The 23671-nt window shown below is 37.8% G+C and carries 21 protein-coding genes; 12 read left to right on the top strand and 9 right to left on the bottom strand.

Annotation, left to right across the window (positions count from 1 at the left end; all coding sequences use genetic code 11):
- Positions 1 to 78 precede the first annotated feature (78 nt).
- The 3 genes from AC06G9_RS00420 to AC06G9_RS00410 are packed head-to-tail and all read left to right on the top strand — an operon-like array spanning position 79 to position 1512.
- Positions 79 to 579, top strand: coding sequence for an RNA polymerase sigma factor (locus AC06G9_RS00420; RefSeq protein ID WP_045754755.1), 501 nt, complete (start codon positions 79 to 81; stop codon positions 577 to 579).
- Positions 579 to 1193, top strand: coding sequence for a hypothetical protein (locus AC06G9_RS00415; RefSeq protein WP_248755080.1), 615 nt, complete (start codon positions 579 to 581; stop codon positions 1191 to 1193). Before AC06G9_RS00420 ends, AC06G9_RS00415 begins: the two co-directional genes overlap by 1 nt.
- A 40-nt stretch (positions 1194 to 1233) precedes the next feature.
- Positions 1234 to 1512, top strand: coding sequence for a DUF1294 domain-containing protein (locus tag AC06G9_RS00410; protein WP_045754757.1), 279 nt, complete (start codon positions 1234 to 1236; stop codon positions 1510 to 1512).
- Here the strand turns inward: AC06G9_RS00410 and AC06G9_RS00405 are convergent.
- Positions 1509 to 2666: a dipeptidase gene (locus tag AC06G9_RS00405; RefSeq protein WP_480957320.1), complete on the bottom strand. Its 1158-nt coding sequence runs from the start codon at positions 2664 to 2666 to the stop codon at positions 1509 to 1511. The genes AC06G9_RS00410 and AC06G9_RS00405 overlap by 4 nt on opposite strands.
- A 5-nt stretch (positions 2667 to 2671) precedes the next feature.
- The gene (locus tag AC06G9_RS00400) at positions 2672 to 4441 is read right to left on the bottom strand and encodes a serine hydrolase domain-containing protein (protein WP_480957319.1); all 1770 of its coding nucleotides are present in this window, start codon (positions 4439 to 4441) and stop codon (positions 2672 to 2674) included.
- 245 nt (positions 4442 to 4686) lie between these two features.
- On the opposite strand from AC06G9_RS00400, the gene xseA reads away from it, so the two are divergent.
- A complete protein-coding gene (gene xseA, locus AC06G9_RS00395; RefSeq protein WP_480957318.1) occupies positions 4687 to 5955 on the top strand; it encodes an exodeoxyribonuclease VII large subunit in 1269 nt (422 codons plus the stop codon).
- Positions 5945 to 6160, top strand: coding sequence for an exodeoxyribonuclease VII small subunit (gene xseB / locus AC06G9_RS00390; RefSeq protein WP_045754761.1), 216 nt, complete (start codon positions 5945 to 5947; stop codon positions 6158 to 6160). Before xseA ends, xseB begins: the two co-directional genes overlap by 11 nt.
- Here xseB and AC06G9_RS00385 read toward each other — a convergent pair whose 3' ends face one another.
- Entirely contained in the window at positions 6161 to 6856 is a 696-nt protein-coding gene (locus AC06G9_RS00385; protein ID WP_094771848.1) for a FadR/GntR family transcriptional regulator, read from the bottom strand.
- A 339-nt stretch (positions 6857 to 7195) separates the two neighbouring features.
- Here AC06G9_RS00385 and AC06G9_RS00380 point away from each other — a divergent pair, with 339 nt between their 5' ends.
- Genes AC06G9_RS00380 through AC06G9_RS00350 form a run of 7 tightly spaced genes read left to right on the top strand, consistent with a single transcriptional unit; the run spans position 7196 to position 16864 of the window.
- Positions 7196 to 8119 (top strand): dihydrodipicolinate synthase family protein, encoded by a 924-nt coding sequence (locus tag AC06G9_RS00380; protein WP_045754763.1) that lies wholly within the window; start codon positions 7196 to 7198, stop codon positions 8117 to 8119.
- Position 8120: 1 nt separating this feature from the next.
- Entirely contained in the window at positions 8121 to 9236 is a 1116-nt protein-coding gene (locus AC06G9_RS00375) for a hypothetical protein (RefSeq protein ID WP_480957317.1), read from the top strand.
- A gap of 19 nt (positions 9237 to 9255) precedes the next feature.
- Complete coding sequence (locus AC06G9_RS00370; protein WP_045754765.1) at positions 9256 to 10485, top strand: MFS transporter; 1230 nt, start codon at positions 9256 to 9258, stop codon at positions 10483 to 10485.
- The gene (locus tag AC06G9_RS00365) at positions 10469 to 12541 is read left to right on the top strand and encodes a GDSL-type esterase/lipase family protein (protein ID WP_480957316.1); all 2073 of its coding nucleotides are present in this window, start codon (positions 10469 to 10471) and stop codon (positions 12539 to 12541) included. The genes AC06G9_RS00370 and AC06G9_RS00365 overlap by 17 nt, the downstream gene beginning before the upstream one ends.
- A 3-nt stretch (positions 12542 to 12544) precedes the next feature.
- Positions 12545 to 13738, top strand: coding sequence for an AGE family epimerase/isomerase (locus AC06G9_RS00360; RefSeq protein ID WP_293928826.1), 1194 nt, complete (start codon positions 12545 to 12547; stop codon positions 13736 to 13738).
- A complete protein-coding gene (locus AC06G9_RS00355; RefSeq protein ID WP_480957315.1) occupies positions 13728 to 15686 on the top strand; it encodes a family 20 glycosylhydrolase in 1959 nt (652 codons plus the stop codon). The genes AC06G9_RS00360 and AC06G9_RS00355 overlap by 11 nt, the downstream gene beginning before the upstream one ends.
- A 20-nt stretch (positions 15687 to 15706) precedes the next feature.
- Positions 15707 to 16864 carry a sialidase family protein gene (locus AC06G9_RS00350; protein ID WP_480957314.1) on the top strand — a complete coding sequence of 386 codons (1158 nt, stop codon included), beginning with the start codon at positions 15707 to 15709 and terminating at the stop codon, positions 16862 to 16864.
- Between the two features lie 76 nt (positions 16865 to 16940).
- On the opposite strand, the gene AC06G9_RS00345 is transcribed toward AC06G9_RS00350, so the two are convergent.
- The 6 genes from AC06G9_RS00345 to AC06G9_RS00320 form a co-directional block, all read right to left on the bottom strand.
- The gene (locus AC06G9_RS00345) at positions 16941 to 17654 is read right to left on the bottom strand and encodes a pirin family protein (RefSeq protein WP_480957313.1); all 714 of its coding nucleotides are present in this window, start codon (positions 17652 to 17654) and stop codon (positions 16941 to 16943) included.
- A gap of 199 nt (positions 17655 to 17853) precedes the next feature.
- Positions 17854 to 18594, bottom strand: coding sequence for an aspartate/glutamate racemase family protein (locus tag AC06G9_RS00340; RefSeq protein WP_480957312.1), 741 nt, complete (start codon positions 18592 to 18594; stop codon positions 17854 to 17856).
- 682 nt (positions 18595 to 19276) lie between these two features.
- Complete coding sequence (locus AC06G9_RS00335) at positions 19277 to 20173, bottom strand: S1 family peptidase (protein ID WP_480957311.1); 897 nt, start codon at positions 20171 to 20173, stop codon at positions 19277 to 19279.
- A gap of 47 nt (positions 20174 to 20220) precedes the next feature.
- Positions 20221 to 21312, bottom strand: a complete 1092-nt coding sequence (locus tag AC06G9_RS00330; RefSeq protein ID WP_480957310.1) for a thioredoxin family protein — start codon at positions 21310 to 21312, stop codon at positions 20221 to 20223.
- Positions 21313 to 21333: 21 nt separating this feature from the next.
- On the bottom strand, positions 21334 to 22677 hold the full coding sequence (locus tag AC06G9_RS00325; protein ID WP_480957309.1) for a TlpA family protein disulfide reductase: 1344 nt from the start codon (positions 22675 to 22677) through the stop codon (positions 21334 to 21336).
- 65 nt (positions 22678 to 22742) lie between these two features.
- Positions 22743 to 23669 (bottom strand): hypothetical protein, encoded by a 927-nt coding sequence (locus AC06G9_RS00320; protein WP_480957308.1) that lies wholly within the window; start codon positions 23667 to 23669, stop codon positions 22743 to 22745.
- Positions 23670 to 23671 lie beyond the last annotated feature (2 nt).

Here is a 23671-nt window from a genome sequence, read left to right as displayed (position 1 = left end):
TTAAACTTCTACATTTAGGTTATTAAAAATTCTTACCATATTTTGTAACAAGCACCGCGAATTATCGACTCATTAAGTATGAATTTGGAACAAGAGTTTGTTATCCTTTTAGAAAAAAATCAAAATATTATACATAAAATCTGTAAAATATACACAGATCAAGAAGATGTACATAAAGATCTTTTCCAAGAAATAACGATACAGCTATGGCACTCTTATCCCAAATTCAGAGGAGAAGCCAAATTTAGCACATGGGCCTATAGAATTGGATTGAATACAGCCATCTCCCTATTTAGAAACAAGAAAAAAGCGATCAGTATCATACCTTGGGATCAAGCATTAGAAAAGATATCCTATGAAGAATACGACCCCCAAAAAGACGATCAGCTTCGCTATTTATATGAAGCCATACATCATTTAAATGATATTGAAAAAGCACTCGTATACCTCTATCTAGAAGATAAAGATTATACTGAAATTGCTGAGACCTTAGGAATTAGTGAAGTAAATGCACGTGTAAAAATGAATAGGACAAAAACAAAGTTAAAAGAGATTTTAAAAAAGAAAGGAGCTTTATAATGGATGAGTTGGATCAATTTAAAAAACAATGGCAAGAGGATGAAAACTTCATTAAAGTAGATCAGACTGATATTAAAACCATGCTTCACAAAAGCTCTACATCGATCGTCAAATGGATCTTTATGATCAGTCTCATAGAACTGAGCTTAGGCATTATTTTATCTTTGCTATTACCCAGTTCAAATAGAGATGAGTTACCGTTTTTTCATTTTGTAGATTATGCTTCGGAAGTAGTTTTTTATTGCGCAATAGCATATTTTATCTATAACTTCTTTAAATCATATACCAGTATCTCGAGCACCAGTAGCACAAAAAATCTATTAAGTAGGATATTAGAAACACGAAAACATGTTGAAAATTACATTAAATTCAACATCTATTTCATTATGTATTCCTTTTTCATATCATTTGTAGAATTGGCCATACGCAAGATCAATCTAGCTAATCAATGGGGAGCAAATTTTTTAAAGGTTATTGCTATTGCTGTATTGATCACCTTAGTAGCATGTTTGTTTATTTCTATTTTTAAATTTTATTACAAAATCGTTTATCGAAGATTACTTAAAAAACTGAATAATAATTATGAAGAACTGACACGTTTAGAACAGGAGTAAAATAAAATATAAGATTTTATATTTCCTACCTTTACAGACCATGGAAAAGATTGCAGTCTATTATTTTTTATTTATTAATTTCATCAGCTTTTTAAGCTTTTATATAGACAAGGAAAAAGCTAAAAATAAAAGCAACAGAATCTCAGAAAAAACATTACTCACCTATTGCATCATTGGCGGAAGCTTAGGTGGATTTGCAGCCATGCAATTATTCAGGCATAAAACAAAAAAGAGAAGCTTTTTGCTTCCCTTTTATTTTATCGCTGTGCTACATATTGGATTAATCTACGGTTATGCCCGCTACCATGGCTCAGTTTAATTTTCATTCTCTTTTAATATTCTTAAAAAGTTTAATCCCATGATCTTTGCAATATCAGATGAGTCATACCCCCTCTTCAAAAGAGCGTGAGTTAAATTCGGAAATTTGCTGACATCTTCCAAACCCTGCGGAGTCGATTCAATACCATCGTAATCGGAACCAATAGCTACGTGATCAATGCCTATCTTTTTTACTAGATAGTCAATATGGTCCAATAATAAGGACATGGATACATTAGCTACATGCTTATGCTCACTTGTTAATTGCTCATACTGACTTGAAGCAGAAAGACTATAATTACCTTGCTTTCCAAATTGTTTTTTATATAATTTCTTCACTCGCTTTTCGTAATTTTTATCCAGAAAACCAGAATAGAAATTAACGCCAACGACTCCCCTATTTTTCTTCAAAGCCTCTAATTGGGCATCCTTCAAATTTCGAAAATGCGGGGTCAATGAATAAGAATTACTATGCGAGACTAAGACCGGTTTTGTGGAGATTTCCAATACATCATAAAACGTTTGCTCTCCAGCGTGGGATAAATCCACCATCATCCCCAGTTTATTCATTCTCCTGATAATCTCTTTGCCCAATGCAGACAATCCTTTTCCTTCCCTTGACTTTGTTTTAGATTCTTGAGCAGCAGCAGTTGCCCAAGACAAATCGTAGTTCCAAGTCAATGTCATATATCGTGCGCCTCGTTTATACAAAGCTTCTAGATTTTCCAGATCAGCCTCGATCATATTACCTCCTTCAATACCAATGAGCGCAGCAATCTTTCCAGATTTTAGAATGCGTTCGATTTCATCGCTATTTTTAGCCATTTCGATCTGATCTGGGTTTTGATCTAATACCTTCTCCAGAGCATCAATTTGATCATTGGCATGCTTAAAAGCTCCCGATTTCCATTTTTTATCATCAGACCAAACCGCAAAAACTTGAACATCCACTCCGCCCACAATCAACCTGGGAATATCTGTATGATTTACCATCAATTGCTGACTGATATCATGCCCTTTTAAAATCGAGGTAATGATCACATCATTATGGCCATCAACCACAATCATCTGCTGATGAATCGATCCGTAATCTTGCGCTTTCGCAGTTCCAATTACTGATAATATCAAAGTCAATCGTAAAACGTAATTTTTCATAAATATTATTTCTTCCCTTCTAGAATCGCTTCATAAATCGCATCTTGAATGCGACTTCTAATATTGAGATTCAATAATTTTGTAGAAACTTGTGGATGAACGCGATTGGACAGAAATATATAGACCAGCTGATTTGCTGGATCAATCCAAATGCAAGTACCCGTGTATCCCGTATGTCCATAGACACTTGAATTTGATAATTTTGAAGGGTATTCATTTTTGATATTGGGATCCCAACGATCAAAACCCAATCCTCGGCGGCTAGATTCAGACTGCTTTGACGTAAACAATTCGACTGTCTCTGATTTAAAATATCGCTCTCCACCATATTCCCCTTTATTTAGTAAAAGTTGTCCATAAATTGCCAAGTCATTAGCTGTTGCAAATAATCCAGCATGACCAGCTACACCCCCTGCCATAGCAGCTCCCTGATCATGAACATAACCTTGTAATAGTACCTTTCTAAAAGATGTATCCTGTTCAGTAGGTATAATTTGAGACTTTGAAAAACGCTCTCTAGGATTATATCCAGCAGTCTGCATCCCTAATGGTCGATAGAAATTATTCTGTACATAATCTTGCATCGGTATAGCAGTTTGATGTTCTGCCACTTCTTTCATGACATACATACTGATATCGCTATAGACATAACTGCCTACTGGCTTCACTTCAGAGTTGAGCATTTCAGGCCACATCACATCTCGATAATAATTGTTGAGCAAGTAACAACTATCAGCAACCTTGACGTTATGTGTAAACGAATAATTGCGTTGTACGTCGCCAGGCTTTAAATTTCTATAAAAGGGAATAAAAGGTGTAAATCCAGCCTCATGGAGCATTACACTTTTTAAAAGAATATCTTTTTTATTCGTTGATTTAGCCTGCCAAAGATAATCTCCTATAGGTTTGTTTAAATCAATAATTCCTTGCTCCGTCAAGCGCATAATGACCGGTGTAGTCCCTGCAATTTTACTCACAGATGCCAAATCGAAGATGTTATGTATCGTTGTTGGTACTTCTTTACTATAAGTATGGTAGCCATAACCTTTTTCAAAAATAACCTGTCCATTCTTGACCACCATAACAACAGCCCCAGGAGTAGCTTTTTGAGCAATTGCCTCTTCAGCGATAGCATCTATTTTCTTACTTAACCTCTCGATATTAAGCACATCATTCTTGGCCAAACTGTACTGGATACGCGTCTGACTTGTCGCTTCCCCCATACCCTTTAAAAAAATAGCAGAATATGTTTTCTGAAGTTTATTAGTAGCTGACAAGCCTCCAAAAATGGTCATAGCTGCATTTCTTTGCGTTTCATCAGAAAAATGTGCATTCCACAAAATTGGACTTTTAAAATCATCAAGCATAGCTAATACGTCACCCTTTCCAAAAACAGCGAGAATGATTTTTTTATTATTTCGTTCCGCCTGCATGAGCTGATCGACAAAAGAAGTCGTTAACTCTTCCGATTTAATTGCGACGATCACCACATTGCTATATTTCACATGCTCATCAAAATTTTTATAACCGACATAATTAACTCCTGCATAACGAGATAATTGCTCCTGAAACTGATTAAACAAGCTCGAATCAGGTGCACAAATAGTCATGTTATATTGATCCAATTTACCTAAAGGAAGTACCGCATCCATATTATTAAAAAGGACGGTTTCATTTTTAATAGAAGATCTGTATTGGGCTTTTAAGTGATTAGTATGGAGACAGCCAATAGCAAAAAGTCCAGTAATTAGGAGTTTTATTCTATTTATCATCATGTGTTTAATAAGGGTTTATATGTAAATGTACAAATAAAAGCTATACAATCATGCACAAAAACGCACAAGTAATCATAATATTCAATTATGACCGATTTTGATCCACTTCAATCATTAAAGATAGAAAAGAGCTTTACAAGCAGCATAGTATATTTTAAAGCTATTAAAATGGTCGGAAAATGAAATCTATGATATTTCACACGATTATAATTGGATACAAATGCAAATTTATCTAAGTTTGATTTATGCCAGAGGTCGTAGAAAACAGAACCATTTTTTCCTTATTGGAAGTAACTCGAAGCATTCAAAAAACTATTGCTGAACGCTATAAGAGTTTGTATTGGATCAAAGCGGAGATGAACAAATTGAATCATTACTCCCATTCTGGGCACTGTTATCCCGAATTAGTCGAAAAAACCGAAGGAAAGATCGTAGCTGAGATTCGTTCCATCCTATGGAAAGCAGATTATCAAAGAATCAACAACCATTTTCTTAAGATAGCTCAAGAACCTTTGCGTGAAGGAATTACCATGTTATTCCAAGCGAGTATCTCCTACGATCCTATGTACGGTTTGAGTCTTAGGATTGTAGATATTGATCCGACCTTTACTTTAGGAGAGCTGGAAAAAGAAAAATTAAACAGTATCAATAAACTGAAGCAAGAAGGTATTTTTGATGCAAATAAAAACCTTCCTTTTCCTACACTACCCAAGCGATTAGCTATTATTTCGGTAGAAACCAGCAAAGGATTATCCGATTTTTACAAAATTATTAATCAAAATCCTTGGGGATATAAAATTGAGCAAACACTTTATCCGGCATTATTGCAAGGAGATAAATCAGTTCCTTCAATCATCCGGCAGCTGTCCATCATTGCAGAACGCTCAGAAGCTTACGATGCAGTAGCAATTATCCGCGGTGGTGGCGGAGAAGTAGGCTTATCAAGTTACAACAACTACCTATTGGCAAAAGCTATTGCCATTTTCCCACTACCTGTATTAACTGGTATTGGACACTCCACCAACCTTACAGTAAGTGAAATGGTCGCCTATAAAAATGCGATCACACCAAGTGAACTCGCAGATTTCCTAATCCAAAAATTTCATAATTTCGCCATTCCCTTAGATCAATTGACAGCACGAATATTGCAAAATACAACTGCGATATTTAAAGATGAAAATGAAAAATTAAAAGCCTTTGCCTCAACCATTAAATGGTCTGTCCAGCAATCTATAAGACAATCAAAAATTGATTTGACTGCCTTTGAAAAAGATATTAAAACAAATTTAACCTACATCTTCCGTCAGAAATATACGACGCTCGATCATCTTGAAAAAATTATCCAGCTCGCAGATCCTATTCGACTGCTCCAAAAAGGATTTTCAATCACCAAAGTCAATGGAGAACTGTTGGTATCTGTAGGCCAAATCAATGAGAATGATGTACTCACAACTCAAGTCTGGGATGGTGAGGTGAGCAGCATCACACAAAAAATCAATAAAAATGGAAAATAATTATACCTATACCGACGCATTTTCGGAGTTAGAACAAATCGTACAGGAAATTGAAACTGGGAATACCAATATTGATGTCCTATCTGAAAAAATAAAAAGAGCATCTCTATTAATTCAAGTTTGCAGAGCACAGCTCACCTCCACAGAGGAGGAGGTCAATCTTTTATTAAAAAACTTGACCCCCAATGAAGATGAAGATGAATAGTTAATGCTTCAATAAACGGTAATAATGATTATCCAAATGTTTACGCATGCCTTCTTTAAAGGAAGTTACATCACCATTTTTTAATAATTTTATCAGATCTTTATGAGAAATAAACTCTTTTGAAGCATTATCGCTATTTAATAAACCGCTGTCATGGACATATTGGAAAATAGGTAACAAGAGTTCTTGAAAATCCATTAACATTTTATTACCGGAGATCTTATACAATTTACCATGAAAAGCAACCTCTTCTTCAATCTTAAAAGATCGCGTATCGCTATTAATTGATTCAACTCGCACGATTGCTTCCAATTCAGCTATATCTTCTTCCGATGTGCGATCGAAAATCAATTCTGCCATCCCCACTTCAAGAGCAAGTCGCATTTCAAATATATCTTTGAGCGTATCATCATCTAACATCGCTGGGTGGAAAATCTTCTTTAAAGGCGATAGCAGCTTTGGATTTGTTAAAACAGCTCCCCTGTGCTTGCGAGATTCTATTAAACCAACCATACGCAACCGTAATAAAGCCTCTCTAATAACAGTTCTGGAAACCCCAAAACTTTCAGAAAGCTCCAGTTCCTTTGGAAGAGATTCTCCAATTTGGATATTACGAGCCCTAATCAAATCAATAATATGATTTTCTACTTTGTCTACTAAACTTGATGTATCAACATTTTCAAATTTCTCTAACATGGGATTTTTTATTATGATTTTTCACTTGAATCAAAGTCATTACAAATGTTACACTTTTTTTTCTCATTTACTTGCTATAATAGAGATAAAAGAATAATTTTAATGTTTTAAATGTATGACATAATGCTTTTGGCTAATAATAATAAAAAGTATGCATGTAAACAATTTTGTAGAGACATTGCTTGTATTCAAAACAGAGGCAAGAATATGTATGATATATCGTCGGTATGTGACAATTTAATCATTCATCATTTAAGCACACTGCTCTGCTATAAAAAAATAAGGATACCATTTTTATACTGCTAACTAAAAAAATCTAAAGATATAATATTTACATCCATGAATAATCTCAAATTACAAGGCTTAATTGCAGCACCTTTTACTCCATTATTGTCCAATGGCGATATTAACATTGGCGCTATTCCAGCTTATTATGAATTATTGAAACAGAATCATGTTGCGGGCGCCTTTATATGTGGATCTACAGGCGAAGGGGTGTCATTAACTTTTGATGAGCGGGTCGCTATTATGCAAACTTGGGCAGAGACAACACTGCAGGATAAAGATTTTAAGGTGATCACGCTTGTTGGGGGTACAAATATTAAAGAATGCTGTTTGCTTGCTGCTAAAGCCGAAGAATTTGGACTATATGGTATATCCTTCACTTCGCCATTTTATTTCAAACCGGCAAATATAGATCAGTTAGCAAAGTGTTGCGCAGAAATCGCTTCAGCGGCACCGCATACAGCCTTTTATTATTATCATATACCCGTATTGACTGGAGGAAATTTTGCGATGATCGATTTATTAAAAGCAATTGACGGCAAAATCCCCAATTTTGCAGGTATAAAATATACCCATGAAGACTTTATGGATTACTTATCATGTCTTAATTTTGCTGACCGCAAATATGATATGCTTTGGGGCCGAGATGAAAACATGCTATCTGCCCTTGTCCTTGGAGCTAAAGGAGCAGTTGGAAGTACTTACAATTATGCCGCACCACTATATTTAGCATTAATTGCTGCTTATGATCAAGGTGATTTTGAGAAAGCAAACACATTACAACAAAAATCAATCGATATGATCACATTATTAGGAAAGTATGGTGGTATATCAGTCGGTAAATCTTACATGAAACTAATTGGTTTGGATTGCGGCGAATTTAGACTTCCTGTACGCAATATGACGACAACTGATTTTGAAAAATTTAAAGCTGATGTGGCAGCATTAGATTTTCAAAGTTTCCAATCAACGTTATAACATGATGAAAATTATTCCTCTTATCCTAAGCACTTTCTTATTTATGCAATGCAATACAACAAACAAAGTTGCCGAGATCAATTGGTCTATGGCAGACTCTTTACCCAAAACGATTAACGATCAAGTTCAAATAGGTGTGGCTGGCCCCATTGTTGGAATTCACCACAATCATTTATTGATTGCGGGTGGTGCTAATTTTCCAGAAAAAATGCCTTGGGAAGGAGGGGTAAAAAAATACCAGCATTCTGCATACATCTTTTCTCTTCACGATAACAAGCTACAATTGATAGACACCGTTTCATTTCATACATCAACGGCTTATGCCGCAAACAGTAGTCAAGAGGAGGGAATCTATACAGCAGGAGGCGAAAATGAAGAGGGAGCCTCTTCCCAATTTCATCGCTACACCTGGAGTAAGATAAAAAATAATTTTGTCGCTCAACCATTAGCCGATCTACCCCTTCCCTTGAGCAATGCAAGCCTCGTTTCAGATGAGCACAATTGCTATCTGATAGGAGGAGAAAATGCAAACCTGGTATCAGATAAAATATATCGCTATGACCAGCAATGGGAAGAATACATGAATCTGCCTTATCCGCTAACGCATACAGTAGCACTTACAAAAGATCACTTTCTTTACCTGTTTGGGGGACGAACGAAACAGGTAAATGCAGTAAGTACACTATACAAGACATGCTACAAAATAAATTTAAGAACAAAAGAATGTATTCAAATTGCTGATTTACCAGAAGCTCTTTCAGCAGGCACAGGATTCAAAGATGATAAAGGTCGCCTATTTTTAATTGGCGGAGATAATGGGATTACTTTTCACAAAGTCGAAAACCTCCTATTGGAGATTGCAAAAGAAACAGATCCGGTAAAAAAAGAAAAATTAATACACGATAAAGCAATAGTACAGTCCAATCATCCAGGATTCAGCAAAAAGATATTGCAGTATGATGACCAATCAAACACATGGCAAGAAGTTGGCAATTTGCCAGTAGGTTCGCCGGTCACCACTACAGCTGTCTTTCACCAAAAACAAGTTTATATTCCATCGGGGGAAATTAAAGCAGGTATTAGATCTGCAGGAATACTAACAGGTACATTACAATAACTATTATATAAACCAAATCATGATAAAAAATAAAAAATATTACCCGTGGGTCGTCGTAGGCCTGCTATGGGTAGTCGCTCTATTAAACTATATGGATCGGCAAATCCTGTCAACCATGCGTCCGACTATGCAGGTTGATATCGTCGAATTACAATCTGCAACCGTATTTGGGCAATTAATGGCAATATTCCTTTGGATATACGGCCTCATGAGTCCTGTTTCAGGAATATTAGCGGACAGACTTAATCGAAAATGGCTTATTGTTGGTTCTCTATTCGTTTGGTCACTGGTCACTTCGTTGATGGGCTTTGCCACTACGTATCCCGAATTGATGATCTTACGCGGCATCATGGGTATTTCAGAAGCCATCTACATTCCAGCAGGCCTGTCTCTCATTTCGGACTTTCACAGTGATAAGTCCCGTTCATTAGCGATCGGTATCCATATGACCGGTTTATATACAGGTCAGGCATTGGGAGGATTTGGAGCCACCTTAGCAAGCTCATACTCTTGGCATAGTACGTTCAAACTCTTTGGTTTGATAGGCATATTATATGCTCTAGTACTCATGTTCTTTCTCTCCGAAGCTCCTGTTAGAACAAAAAGTTCAAATGAAAAAGAAAAACCGGTCAATAGTTTCAAAGCCATCGGTATGCTATTAAGCAATATCTCCTTTTGGGTTATATTATTCTATTTTGCCATACCAAGTTTACCCGGTTGGGCAACAAAAAACTGGTTACCAACATTATTCTCCGATAACCTCCATATACCGATGTCCCAAGCAGGACCGCTATCTACTGTTACTATCGCTATTTCATCCTTCTTGGGAGTTATTTTTGGCGGTCTATTATCCGATCGCTGGATTCAAAAAAATGTAAAAGGCCGCATTTATACCTCTGCAATAGGTCTATTACTGACCATACCAGCTATGTTCTTAATCGGTTATGGACAAAATATAGTTCATGTCGTTGGAGCTGGATTGATGTTCGGTTTTGGCTTTGGGATGTTTGATGCCAATAATATGCCGATTCTCTGTCAATTTGTACCTAGTAAATTCCGAGCAACCGCATACGGCATCATGAATATGTTAGGTGTTATGGCCGGTGCATTCATCACAAAAGTGCTAGGAAGCTCTGCCGACGAAGGGAAATTAGGAAAAGACTTTGCCCTACTAGCCATCATTGTTTTCATAGTCGTCATCGTTCAACTGGTAGTATTAAAACCCAAATCAAATGCATCTTTGGATTAGAAAAATAATACTACTAACCACCATGGTCACATGGTGTACAGTCATGGTGTATCCGCAAAAAAAAGTTGCCTGCATCGGCGATTCTATTACCAAAGGATTAGGTATAAAAAATGGTGATAAAACCTATCCTGAGCAACTTCAAGAATTATTAGGCTCAAACTATGATGTTCAAAATTTTGGTTTTAGCGGTGCCACTTTATTACGTAAAGGGCATAAACCTTATGTCGAAACACCGGAATACAAGCAAGCACTTGCATTTCAACCAGACATCGCAGTTATAGCACTCGGAATAAATGATACCGATCCGCGTAACTGGCCTAACTATGGTGATGAATTTGAACACGATTACAGTTTACTAATCAGCGATTTGATAAAAACGAATCCACATATTTCGATATATATCTGTACACTCACTCCTATTTTTAGCGGGCACCCACGTTTCTTATCAGGAACAAGAGACTGGTATCAACAAATCAGTCTTCTAATTCCAAAAATTGCTAAAAATAATCAAGTAAAACTGATCGATATCAATGGTCAGTTGAAAAGTAGAATAGATTTATTCGAAGATAATATACATCCAAATGCCGCAGGTGCCACCCTGATTGCCAAGCAAGTGAATCGAGCATTGACAGGTGTCGTGCAGCCACTTTCAATCGATCTTAATTTTGGGGATCATATGGTTTTACAGCGAAACCGTGAAAATCAAATTGCTGGAAAAGCTTCTTCCCATGAAAGCATAACTCTCCATTTCAACAACAAAGTATACCAAGGAGAAGCGAATGAAAATGGTCATTGGTCAATTTTTTTACCATCTATGCCTGCAGGAGGTCCCTATGAAATTGTAATAGAATCCCAAAAACAAGAAGTTAAAATCAAAGACGTTCTATTTGGCGATGTATACTTGGCTTCCGGACAATCAAACATGGCATTTGAATTGAAACATGCGCTGTCATCAGACAGCCTCATGCTGATCAATGCTCCTCAGGTCAGGCTGTTTAAAAACACCAATTTAGTTCAGACAAACTCAACAACTTGGAATGCAACTACTTTAGAAAAGATTAATAATTTAGATTTTTTCTCAGGCAGATGGAGCTTACCGACAAAAGAAAACAAAGCAGATTTTTCAGCCATAGCGTATGCTTTTGCCTTTGAAATCTCGAGTAAGACGAATATTCCAATTGGCATCGTCGAGTTAGATGTACCAGGATCCAATACAGAGTCTTGGATAGACCGAACAACACTCGAACAAGACAATCTATTGGCGACATACATACACAATTGGAGGAAATCAGATTTTATTCAAGACTTCTGCCGCACTCGATCCGATCAAAATCTGGCTCTTGCAACCCAAAAATACCAAAGACACCCGTATGATCCTTCTTTCAACTTTGAAGCAGGAGTAGTCCATTGGTTAAAAACCCAATTCACCGCTATTCTATGGTATCAAGGAGAAAGCAATGCCCACAATATTGAGCTCCATGAACTATTATTTAAAACCTTGGTTAGCTCATGGCGTCATCAGCTCCAGCAGCACCTCCCTTTCTATTATGTCCAACTATCCAGTATCAATCGTCCTTCTTGGCCAAGATTCAGAGATAGTCAGCGCAAGTTGAACCAGCAGATTGAAGACACCTATATGGCTATTTCCTCTGATGTAGGAGATTCTTTGGATGTACATCCTAAAAACAAGGTGATCATCGGCAAGCGGTTAGCTAACTTGGCTCTAGCACATACCTATAAGTATCAGATTAATGCGGATTATCCATCGTTTAAGTACTACAAGAAAAAAGAAAAAACGATTGATGTGTATTTTAACAATAGTAAAACACTCACCACGAGAAATAAACAACCTCTACAAGGATTTATTTTAATCGATAACCAAGGATTTACCCATCAACCTGAACGTTTGTCGATTCAGAAAAATCGAGTTACGATCGATTTACCTGAGCATATTATCATCACCGAAATTCGTTACGCATATTCACCTTACACCACTGCAAACTTGGAAAATGAATCAGGAGTACCTGCTTCTACCTGCAGTTTCAAAATTGACTAACCTATGTATACTTTAACACAACTCGAGCAACTCGAAAAATTTTATAAAACACAGCTTCTAGAAGATACTGTACCCTTTTGGTTTCCCAAATCATTCGACTATGAAGAAGGAGGCTTTTTATTGATGCGTGATCAAGATGGAAGTTTAATAGATGACGACAAAGCTGTATGGATACAAGGACGGGCAACTTGGTTATTAGCAACACTATACAATACCGTAGAACCTCGAGAAGAATGGTTAGAAGGAGCTAAATTAGGCTATGATTTTATCCGAAAGCATTGCTTTGATCATGATGGACAAATGTTTTTTCATGTCACCAAAGATGGTCAGCCCATCCGAAAAAGAAGGTACTATTTTTCTGAAACATTTGCTGTTATTGCATTTGCAGCCTATGCAAAAGCTTCGAAATCGCAAGAAGCGGCAGATTTGGCACGTTCCATTTTTGGAAAATGCATCCAATATGCTTCCGGAGAAATCAAATTAACCCCAAAATTCACAGACACGAGACCCGCAAAAGGCATTGGCACACCTATGATCATGATCAATACAGCACAACAATTGCGAGAAACAATTGGTGATCCACGTTGTGATCAAGCCATTGCAAATTGGATTGAAGAAATAGAATCAAATTTTGTAAAACACGATTTAAAAGTAGTCATGGAACAGGTGTCCCCTACTGGTGAAATCATTGATCATATTGATGGAAGAACATTAAATCCAGGACATGCCATAGAAGGCGCTTGGTTTATCTTACATGAAGCAAAATATCGTAACAACGATCCAACACTCATCCAATTGGGTTGTAAAATGCTCGACTATATGTGGGAAAGAGGATGGGACAAAGAGTTTGGTGGTATCCTTTATTTTAGAGATCTATACGATAAACCTGTTCAGGAATATTGGCAAGACATGAAGTTTTGGTGGCCACAAAATGAAACAATCATCGCTACACTCCTTGCTTATCTGATGACAGGAAATCAAAAATATGCTGAGATGCACAAAAAAATTCATCAATATGCTTATGATAAATTTCATGATCAGCAACATGGCGAATGGTTTGGATACCTCCATAGAGATGGATCTATTGCGCAAACTGCAAAAGGAAATTTATTTAAGGGTCCATTTCACCTGCCACGTCAAGAATGGTATTGTTGGACTATTTTAAACAATTTTATAAAGGACAATAATGGACTGTAAACACCTCTTCATCAGTATCCTTATTACCATTACCGGTATGTGCTGGTATCCAAGATCATATGCGCAAGAGAACCTAATCCCTCTGCCCATAAAAATGGAATTAGGCAAGGGCAAGCTCAAGCTCCATAAGGGTATTATTGTACAAAATAATAATCTGTCCCTACAATCAGAATATCAACTTGCAGCAAATATTCTTGCGGACTGGAAAATAGAAGAAAAAGCATGGATTAAGAACCCATATCTTCCGGTATTAAAACTTGAACTTTTATCCAATACCCCAACAACTGCACATGACGAATCTTATCATTTAAAAATAGATGATAAAGGTATTTTTATAACGGCACATTCCAGAGCAGGCATTTTTTATGGCCTTCAAACATTAAGACAGTTTTCTGTCCAAAAGAACATGCTAACCTTTTGTGACATTCATGATGCACCTGCATTCTCCTGGAGATCCTTTTTGGTTGACGTCGGACGCAATTATCAACCACTTGAAATGCTAAAAGAGCAAATCGATATCATGGCTCGTTATAAATTGAATGTCTTACATTTTCATTTTACCGAAGATATTGCATGGCGTTTAGCTAGTAAAAAATATCCTGGCCTGACCGATCCATCAAATATGACAAGAGGAACAGGAGCACATTATTCAGAACAGGACTTCAGAGAATTAATCGCTTATTGTAAAGCAAGACATATCCTCCTGTTGCCGGAGATTGATATGCCCGGACATAGTGAAGCTTTTAAACGATATTTTGGAGTAGGCATGCAATCTGATTCTGGTCTATATTATATCAAAGAGTTGTTAAAAGAGTTTTCACAAACTTATAAAGACCTCCCATATCTTCATATTGGTGGCGATGAGGTAAAGATTAGCAACCAAAATTTCATGCCCGAAATTACCAGATACGTGGAGGGCTTAGGTTATAAAACGATCGGTTGGGATCCAGGCAGTAATTTGATGCCTCAAACCATCAGACAATTATGGATGGGTGGACCTAAAGCCATACAAGGAGGAGAGTTTGTCTATATTGACTCTAAACACCTCTACATTAATCACATGGATCCATTGGAAACCGTCACAACTCTTTTTCACCGCAAACTGGGGGAGCAAGATAAATCAAACAAGAATCTGATTGGGGCGACCTTGTGTGCATGGCCAGATCGTGCAGTTGCCAAACCAGAGGACATGTTCTATCAAAATGCCGTTTACCCTTCCATATTAACATTTGCAGAGCGCATATGGCGTGGTGGAGGACAATCGGGATGGATATGTAACATCGTAGATGAAAACACAAACGCCTATCAGGAGTTCAAAAATTTTGAAAATAGATTACTCCATCATAAGCATCAGTATTTTTCGAACAAGCCCTTTCCCTATGTGAAGCAAACTGGACTAAAATGGGATCTGATCGGACCTTTTCAAAACGGCGGAAATCTGACGCAATCTTTTGATATTGAGCAACAGCCCTATGCAAAGGGGTTAGCAGTAGCAAAAAAAATAGAAGGCGGCACCATCATACTCAGACACTGGTGGTCAGACATTATATCAGGAGCTATCAACAACCCACAACAAAATACCACCTGGTATGCACGTACTAAGATATGGAGCGATACAAACCAACCTAAATTATTTTGGATCGGGTTCAACAATCTTTCCAGATCTTATGCCAGTAATACACCTAAACTCAACACTTGGGACAATCTAGATAGTAAAGTTTGGGTCAATCATCAAGTCATCGCACCTCCATTATGGAATCATGCCGGAGCAAAAGGTCATTTAGAAATACCACTTACAGATGAAGGATATACCTATAGAGAACCCATGAAAATTTCATTAAAAAAAGGATGGAATGAAGTATTGATCAAACTACCCGTACGTGATTTTAAAGGAGAAGATTGGCAAAACCCGATAAAATGGATGTTTACTTTTATTCCTATCAACTAAAAAAATAAAACCAATATCATATGAAAACAACATTTTTAACCATTTGTGCAGGAGCACTTTTTTCGATGGCGCAAGCTCAAGAAGTGACCGTCTTTGAATCAGGAAAAGATGGCTATGCCAGCTATCGAATACCCGCAATCATTAAAAATAAAAACGGTGATTTATTAGCCTTTTCAGAAGGACGTGTAGATCATGCTGGAGATTATGGCAACGTAGACATCGTCTATAAAATCAGTAAGGACAATGGAAAAACCTGGGGAACTATTCATGTTGCTGCAGATTACGACCAGTTGCAAGCAGGCAATGCTGCCCCTGTAGTAGACTTATTGGATCCTCAATATCCCAATGGTCGTATCTTTCTGTTTTACAACACAGGGAATGGTCATGAGCATGAAGTAAGAAATGGAAAAGGATTACGAGAATGTTGGTATGTCACATCCACTGATGGAGGAAAAAAATGGGCAGCCCCTACAAATATCACAACAGCAGTACACCGCCCCAATCAACCATTATTAAATTCTAACTATACGTTTAAAGAAGATTGGAGAGCATATGCAAATACCCCCGGTCATGCTTTACAGTTTGATTCAGGAAAATACAAAGGCCGTATTTATATCCCAGCAAACCATTCTGAAGGAAATCCAAAACCTGCAGGAAAAGATTATTATGCACACAGTTACTATTCCGATGATAATGGTAAAACTTTCAAGATTGGCAATACTATAACTTTTGAAGGAGGAAATGAGACTATGGCAGCTCAAATATCAAAAACAGGACTTTACATGAATACTAGAAACCAGCAAGGAAATGTAAGGAACCGCATCATTTCCTATTCCAATGATGGCGGAGTAACATGGGATACAACTTTTTATGATAAAAATCTACCCGATCCAGTTAATCAAGGAGCAACTTTATCTTGGAAAAAAGGGAAAAATTATATACTAGCAGTCTGTAATGCTGCTTCAGAAAAAGATCGTGACAACCTGACATTGCGCATCAGCAAGGATCAAGGCAAAACCTGGTATTTCAATCAAGTTGTAGCAAAAGCACCAGCAGATTATAAAGGATCTTATTCCGCATATTCGGATATTGTACTGGTCGAGAAAAAGAAAATTGGGGTATTATACGAAAAGGACAATTATAAAACGATTGTTTTTACCGTCGTCCCTGTCAAATAGAAAACAGATCATGAGACAAAGGGGTTTGTATCGTGTTAGATGCAAACCCCTTTATTGTCATATTAAATAAAATCAATTAAAACATCGGAACCTCAATCAACAATACTTTAGCATCCGATGTTGCTTGTACATCAATATCCTCTATTTCCCATATTCCGATCGCATCTCTACGATTTATAACCTCTCCTGCGATTTGAAGACTACCTTCTAGTACGAATATATAAACACCATTGCCTTGTCCATGTAAAGCATAATTTGTACTTATACCAGCATCTAGATCTGCCAAATTAAAATAAGCATCTTGATGAATAAACGCAGCATGACTATCTGCTTTATTGGGAGATACAACAGTTGCAAATTTATTTTTACGATCTACATCTGCATAAGACTTCTGGTCATAACTAGGGGTCAACTGTCTTTCATTCGGGATGACCCAAATTTGAAGAAACTTAACCGGATTCTCTTTACTTCCATTAAATTCAGAATGCGTTACACCAGTACCTGCCGACATGATTTGCACATCTCCTGTTTGGATATCACGACTGGTACCCATACTATCTTGATGTGATAAAACACCTTCCAAGGGAATACTAACAATTTCCATATTGTCATGCGGATGACGACCAAAACCATTTCCTGCTTCGACAAAATCATCATTTAAAACACGTAATGCCCCAAAATTAACCTTATCTTGATCAAAATAGTTTCCAAAATTAAATGAGTGGGCACTTTTCAACCATCCAAAGTCAACATGTCCACGATTTTCTGATTTATGTATTATCTTTTGCATTTTCTTATATTTATATGTTCAAACACTCAAATAGCATACCAAGCTATAAATCAGCAAATAATGGACTTTTTAGCATGACATATTGACAAATCAACTGATCATTTCACACACCTATATCATCATCTTCACAAGGTTGTAAATCACACTGGCAACATTTCTATTGCAGAAGAATTCCCAGTAAGATATACACGTCATCAGGCTATTTTAACTTATCTGGTGAAAAAGCATAAATAAGTGCTCGCGCTAATATGCGATTTGGATCAATCAGATTCATGCCATTATGATCATTTTCTGGAAGCGCCAATGGTAGTTCTGTACATCCCAAAACGATGATCTCCGCTCCTGCCTTTTTCAATTCATCCATAGCACTATGCAGTTCCAGACGGACCTTATTTGTAACAGGAGTAGATTGTGCTTTAATACCATACTCTTTATCATATATAGCATCATGTACACGCCCTTGCCATTCATCACTAGGTTCCACGACTTCAAACCCTTCCTCCAATAACATATCCCGATAAAGACCCGAATTACGGGTGCCCGTAGTAGAAAGAATACCCACTTTTGCCTGTGGATAAAGAGCTTTCATAAAAGCAACGGTTTCGCTAATCAGGTGCAATACTTTAATCTTTTGATTCGTTCGGGCAAGCTCCTGCTCAAAGACAGAATAAATTGGAGCAGCATGCGCTGTATTACATGGAATACCTACCACGGTTACTCCCGCATGCTCTAATTGTCTTGTTATTTCGGCAATTGCTATAGCTGGATTTATGGTTGAATTTCCATTTAAATAGGCCGTTCGATCACCAATCAAATTAGGAAATGAATAAAGCATGACCGGTAAATGTTCCTGATCTGATAAAGCAATAGTCTCTTCAATAATTTTTTTATAAATGTCCAATCCCCCTAAAGGACCAACACCTCCTATAATACCAATCATATTCTTCGTTTTCTAATTTAATGCACCTCTTCGTTATCCATAAGACCAAAAGGTATCTCCTTTATCCAAAAATAATTCCATTAAAGATGTTTATAACACCCATTCATATATCGAATTATTAAACGTCACAGCAATTTTTCGATTAAGAATATAAAAACTCTTAACCCATAATCAGTATGCCAATCCACTATACCGCTTTCATTTTTTCTTTAGAAATATGCAAACGAGGTGCCAAAGGCAGATTGGAGTTGCTACCTGTGAGCACAGGTAAATGCGATTAAACAAGAATTTGAAACGGATCGTCAGATTTGAGGCAGCACAGGTATCATCCATCAGTTAAAAAGAAAAAAATAAATCTAGATTGTATGTTGATCGCGTAATGCAATAAATTGAATTTAAAGAGCAAGATTCGAAAGCGATTTAAACAAACTATGGACTCGTAGCAAAATTTCAACCTGTCCGATAAGAAAAATCCGTTTTTTCAACCTACATTTTTTTCCGCCCCACCTTGCACTGAGTTTTGTGGTAAATATCAACAAGATAAACAAAGGGGCCTCATCTAGTTGACGGAGGCCCCGATGAAATCATAAGAATAAAAACTAATTCTTTTTTAATAGGAGTTAATGGGCTAAAGAGGGATTAAATCAAGCCTACAAAATAGATATTAACTACTCTGATGATTTTATTTTCCTGTGGCAACTATTTTCCGTAAGGACTCGACAGGAACCGTATTTTTAACCACCATTTGCACACTGGGATTCATATCACTGTGCAAGAGCATGTTTGTATTGGACACTGTACCCACAACATTGCCATAGATATCCAATACGGGGCCTCCACTTGATCCTGTCGCATAATCGGCAGAAATGGCCATCATTTCACGATAAAATCTATTGGTTGGTTCTCCAGCTTGTTCCAGATATTTATTATTTACATAACCCTGAGTAAAAAAGTAATGCATACCCTTAGGATGGCCAAGTACAAAAACCTTGTCCCCAACAAGCGCTTGTTGCGCAAGCGGTAGGGCCGACAGGACATCGCCATTTGTCTCCAATTGCAGAATGGCAAGATCATCTTCTTTAGAAGAAGCCAATATCGATCTAACGTTGTAAGTTCGACCGTTAGAAAGGCGTACGAAAAAACCTTTGGACCTATTACCATCTTTCATGAAAGCATAAGTAGCCATTACATGGTAATTCGTAACGACAATACCCTTAGGATCAATAATGTAACCCGAAGATTCACTAAGATGAACTTTATCACATTTGGGGCAAAGATATGCACAGCCCGTAATGACAGTCGCTTTTTTAGCTAGCTCATAAAGTTCATTAGCCTTTAAAGCACGTTTCAAGGGTTTTGGTCCACTAATTTTAGCGATACTTCCTCCTTGTTTCAGTTGGTTTTGCGCCAAATCGATACTCAGGGTCCCGTCCGATGCCAGTAACGAATCTACCGAATGTTCAAACGCCGTTAAGATCTTTACATCATTTGTAAAAACTTGGGCTTTTCCTTTTCCGACGGTCAAGCCAGAAGCCACAATAATCGCAATCAAATATTTTTCAATGTTTATTTTAAGCATATGATATAGTTTATGGATTCTCCGCGCAACAGCTGCGCGGAGATGGTCTATTTGATATTATCTGTATATTCTTGATACTGCATCGATTCCTTTTTGAGTCGGTTAGCTAGGTTCTGAAAATAGGCTTTGATAGCCGCACGCTGCTCTGGAGAAGCCTTCGTCAGCTTACTATGCAGAATGCCGTCATACATCCCTTTAAAAACATCATCCGAACGCAATCGACCGATGTATCGGTTGTAGTAGCGGATCATCCCATCCAGGTCATTGTTTGCGACATATAGCGCTACCTTGGGCATATGGTGTTCAGGCACACTGGGATCCAACTTTAAGAGAGAGATGGTATAAGCAACTTCCTCCACTTCTTGTGGGGTATAAAATATATTGTAGCGCGCACCAGTTTCATTGGCAATAAAATACATATCCTTTCTCACTTTATCAAAGATGATTCTATTGGTCACTTCCGAACCCATCGCCTGGTCTATACGCACTTTTTCCAACATCAACTTTCTAAAAAACGGACTGCCAAATTTGGCTGTGCCCAAAGCCAGTTCCAGGTAATTTTTGCTGAAGCGCTCAAAATCTTGCGCATTTTCAAACAACTCATCCAACACCGGGCCGGGGTCCTGCGAATTTTGGTATAACGCCAACGCATAAGGCATTCCCGTATCCATACCCTTTTTTTCCTCATAAGCGGCCTTCAGACCGGGAAGCGAATTTTTAGGGTCAAGGGCAGCAGTCACCTTTTCGATAAATTCTTCCGCCGTAGATTTGCCAACGACCCTATTAATTTCTTGCCCTTTCGCATTGAGCAGGAGAAAAGTTGGATACGCTTTAACATTGTACTTTTGTGCGATCTCTTTTCCTTCCCCCTTCTCCATATCAAATTTTACGGATACAAATTTGGGATTGAAATAATCACCGGCGACTTTTTTAGGAAATTCCGTCGAAGCCATTTCGATGCAAGGAATACACCACGACGTATAACAATCGACCAAAATCAGCTTGGGTTCAGCAGGATTGCCCGCTTTGGAAATGGCCTCATTTAAGGTGATGTGCTCAAAATTAATCCCCTGTGCGGATACAGTCACCTGCCATAATAAACAGCACGCGAATAGAAACGCTGTATAAATTTTATTCATTTTATTGTGTTTAAGCTAATTTTAAAGATTTGACTCAATTAGTGTTTTCAATTTTGGATCAGAAGGCCTCGGCGCATTGAAATTTACCGTTTTACCGTTCTTGTCAAACACAATGTAACGCGGAATTTCAGCAACTTCATAATCTTGCATAAAGCGTGGCTCGCTGTTTGAAAAAAGCTGAACCCCAGACAATTGCTTTTGTTTGACCATATTCTGCCATTTTGCCTTATCGGTATCCAGCGATAGACTAATAAAAACCACATCTTTTCCTTCAAGTTCTTTCTCTAATTTTTCTAATGCGGGTATTTCAGCCAGACAAGGGGCGCACCAGGTTGCCCATAGATCCAGCAACACCACCTTTCCGAGGTTTTCGGAAAGACTATGCATCTTACCATTGACATCAGGATAGGTGAAATCAATCCACGATCCACCGGCAATCTGTAAATTGGCACGACGGAGCAATAAAGCTAGTTCTTTTTTCTGCGCATCATCCATCATGTATTTACGATTACCTTCCAAAAATTTGACTAGACTCTGCGTCACTCCGCGCTGCGCGTGCGCTAATATAAATTTCGCCCGCAGCTGGTCGTCTGCAATTTCGGGCACGAGCATTTCGCCGGCAATCCCTTGCTCATTATTATAAAGAATGTATTTTACGAAACTGAAATTGGACATATAATTATATGCCAAGGGCAGCGACCACAGATTCGCATCGGCAAATTTTTCTTCTTCGATCAATTGAGCTACCTGGACAGGATATTCGTTTTTGGATCTAAAGGAAAGACCTGTAGCCAACGGCATCAATAGGTCAAACTTATAGCTGTACGGCAGTAAATATTTGACCTGCTTATCGAAGCTATCGTTGCCTGTACGAATATTTTTCACAAAATCCTGTACCGGTTTCTCCAACGAATCAAGCAGGGAAACATAACGATCAGTAGGAAGGGTATACCCTTTTTTTGTATAGCCGTAATTTCTTAAAGGCGCAATGAGCTTGTACCAAGCTGCAAAAACCTGGTTTTCTTTGCTCACGTTGCCCGAATAACTTATTTTACCATCACCAGCTTCAATAGACAATTTTTCGCCAGGGCGTACATACACAGGATATTGCTCATCGAAAACGCCAATATATCGGATCACGTTTAGATCAGCTGGCTTAAGTGTCGCCTGGAAAGTTTGATCTGACTTTGATTTTAGTATTTCTTCAACGACAATCGGACCACCATCATCTGGTTTGGAAAAAAATACCCGATCAACATCTAAACCATTCGGTAATATTTTACGAAACTTTCCCTGGATTGTTGTTTGCGCTGATAGCGATGTCGAGAGCGTAACACTCAACATTAACATTACTATGTTTCTCATTTTATTTGTTTGTTTGTTCATTTTTAAAAATTGCTTAACAATTGTTTTATTTAATACGTGTTTGCTTATTGTATTTTAAAATTTACCTGTTCCAATATCTGGTGTATGATTGCATATTTATCCATAATACGCTGATTATCGCCGTATTTCTGTTTAAACTCGGTCTCTGTATTTGCTACAGCGGCCTCGAGGTACATACACACGTCCATCCAAGTGGACATCGGCGTATAATAGGGATTTCGAGGATCAGTAGCCAGAAAGCCTATTGCTTGTAATGTGATGGGCACGCCATCAGGGAGTCCCTTCACGTTGGTGGCGTTTAATGAATAGATATATAGACCATAAGCATCCATGTTGGGCACATATTTTCTGGATACTGCATAAAATTTGTCCAGCAAGCTGTTGAATCTGCTCTCCAGAATTGTATTGGTCAGTATAGCCCTTAAAATTGCCGCTTTGTAATTGGCCCTTGTCGCCGCATCCATGCCAGTAATTTTAGATACCTGCGCGATCACTACGGTATTGAACCCCTTAAAAGCATACGATCCAAAGGCATTGCTTGTCATATTATCCACCAACAGAATGCTCGGAACATGGACTCCTTTGGGCAACACTGGAATAATTTCTTGCCTGAGAAAGGTAAGCGCAGTCGCCACATCGGCTTTATTACAATAGGAAAATGACTGTACCAAAGGCGGGGCTCCACTCTGAATCCCGCCTAAAGAATAACTCATGGATAATTTTTCATAATGGGTGTACTCCTTGCCAAATACATCTATGCGCTGTTGCGAACCAATCGTGTCATTTGCAAACACCGGTATGCCCGTTTCTTTGAAGAAAAGGTATCTCGCATGGGTTGAGGCATCATTAGCGTCATCTTCTACCACCAACCAATTTTTGTCATAGTCGTTAAAAGCGGTGGTCTCCTCTTTGCTGCATCCCCCTGTCAGCGCAAGAACGATGAGCGAAATCATATAAAGTATATTTTTCATAA

Source organism: Sphingobacterium sp. MAE (genome assembly GCF_056711605.1).
This window is presented reverse-complemented; position numbering and strand designations above follow the sequence as displayed.

Excerpts from the sequence above, each read along its gene's own strand:
- AC06G9_RS00340 (WP_480957312.1), bottom strand. The coding sequence starts at position 18,594 with ATGATTGGTATTATAGGAGGTGTTGGTCCTTTAGGGGGATTGGACATT.
- AC06G9_RS00365 (WP_480957316.1), top strand. The coding sequence starts at position 10,469 with ATGCATCTTTGGATTAGAAAAATAATACTACTAACCACCATGGTCACA.
- AC06G9_RS00405 (WP_480957320.1), bottom strand. The coding sequence starts at position 2,666 with ATGAAAAATTACGTTTTACGATTGACTTTGATATTATCAGTAATTGGA.
- AC06G9_RS00355 (WP_480957315.1), top strand. The coding sequence starts at position 13,728 with ATGGACTGTAAACACCTCTTCATCAGTATCCTTATTACCATTACCGGT.
- AC06G9_RS00410 (WP_045754757.1), top strand. The coding sequence starts at position 1,234 with ATGGAAAAGATTGCAGTCTATTATTTTTTATTTATTAATTTCATCAGC.
- AC06G9_RS00415 (WP_248755080.1), top strand. The coding sequence starts at position 579 with ATGGATGAGTTGGATCAATTTAAAAAACAATGGCAAGAGGATGAAAAC.
- AC06G9_RS00360 (WP_293928826.1), top strand. The coding sequence starts at position 12,545 with ATGTATACTTTAACACAACTCGAGCAACTCGAAAAATTTTATAAAACA.
- AC06G9_RS00400 (WP_480957319.1), bottom strand. The coding sequence starts at position 4,441 with ATGATGATAAATAGAATAAAACTCCTAATTACTGGACTTTTTGCTATT.
- xseA (WP_480957318.1), top strand. The coding sequence starts at position 4,687 with ATGCCAGAGGTCGTAGAAAACAGAACCATTTTTTCCTTATTGGAAGTA.
- AC06G9_RS00375 (WP_480957317.1), top strand. The coding sequence starts at position 8,121 with ATGATGAAAATTATTCCTCTTATCCTAAGCACTTTCTTATTTATGCAA.
- AC06G9_RS00420 (WP_045754755.1), top strand. The coding sequence starts at position 79 with ATGAATTTGGAACAAGAGTTTGTTATCCTTTTAGAAAAAAATCAAAAT.
- AC06G9_RS00320 (WP_480957308.1), bottom strand. The coding sequence starts at position 23,669 with ATGAAAAATATACTTTATATGATTTCGCTCATCGTTCTTGCGCTGACA.
- AC06G9_RS00335 (WP_480957311.1), bottom strand. The coding sequence starts at position 20,173 with ATGCTTAAAATAAACATTGAAAAATATTTGATTGCGATTATTGTGGCT.
- AC06G9_RS00380 (WP_045754763.1), top strand. The coding sequence starts at position 7,196 with ATGAATAATCTCAAATTACAAGGCTTAATTGCAGCACCTTTTACTCCA.
- AC06G9_RS00330 (WP_480957310.1), bottom strand. The coding sequence starts at position 21,312 with ATGAATAAAATTTATACAGCGTTTCTATTCGCGTGCTGTTTATTATGG.
- AC06G9_RS00370 (WP_045754765.1), top strand. The coding sequence starts at position 9,256 with ATGATAAAAAATAAAAAATATTACCCGTGGGTCGTCGTAGGCCTGCTA.
- AC06G9_RS00345 (WP_480957313.1), bottom strand. The coding sequence starts at position 17,654 with ATGCAAAAGATAATACATAAATCAGAAAATCGTGGACATGTTGACTTT.
- AC06G9_RS00350 (WP_480957314.1), top strand. The coding sequence starts at position 15,707 with ATGAAAACAACATTTTTAACCATTTGTGCAGGAGCACTTTTTTCGATG.
- AC06G9_RS00325 (WP_480957309.1), bottom strand. The coding sequence starts at position 22,677 with ATGAGAAACATAGTAATGTTAATGTTGAGTGTTACGCTCTCGACATCG.
- xseB (WP_045754761.1), top strand. The coding sequence starts at position 5,945 with ATGGAAAATAATTATACCTATACCGACGCATTTTCGGAGTTAGAACAA.
- AC06G9_RS00385 (WP_094771848.1), bottom strand. The coding sequence starts at position 6,856 with ATGTTAGAGAAATTTGAAAATGTTGATACATCAAGTTTAGTAGACAAA.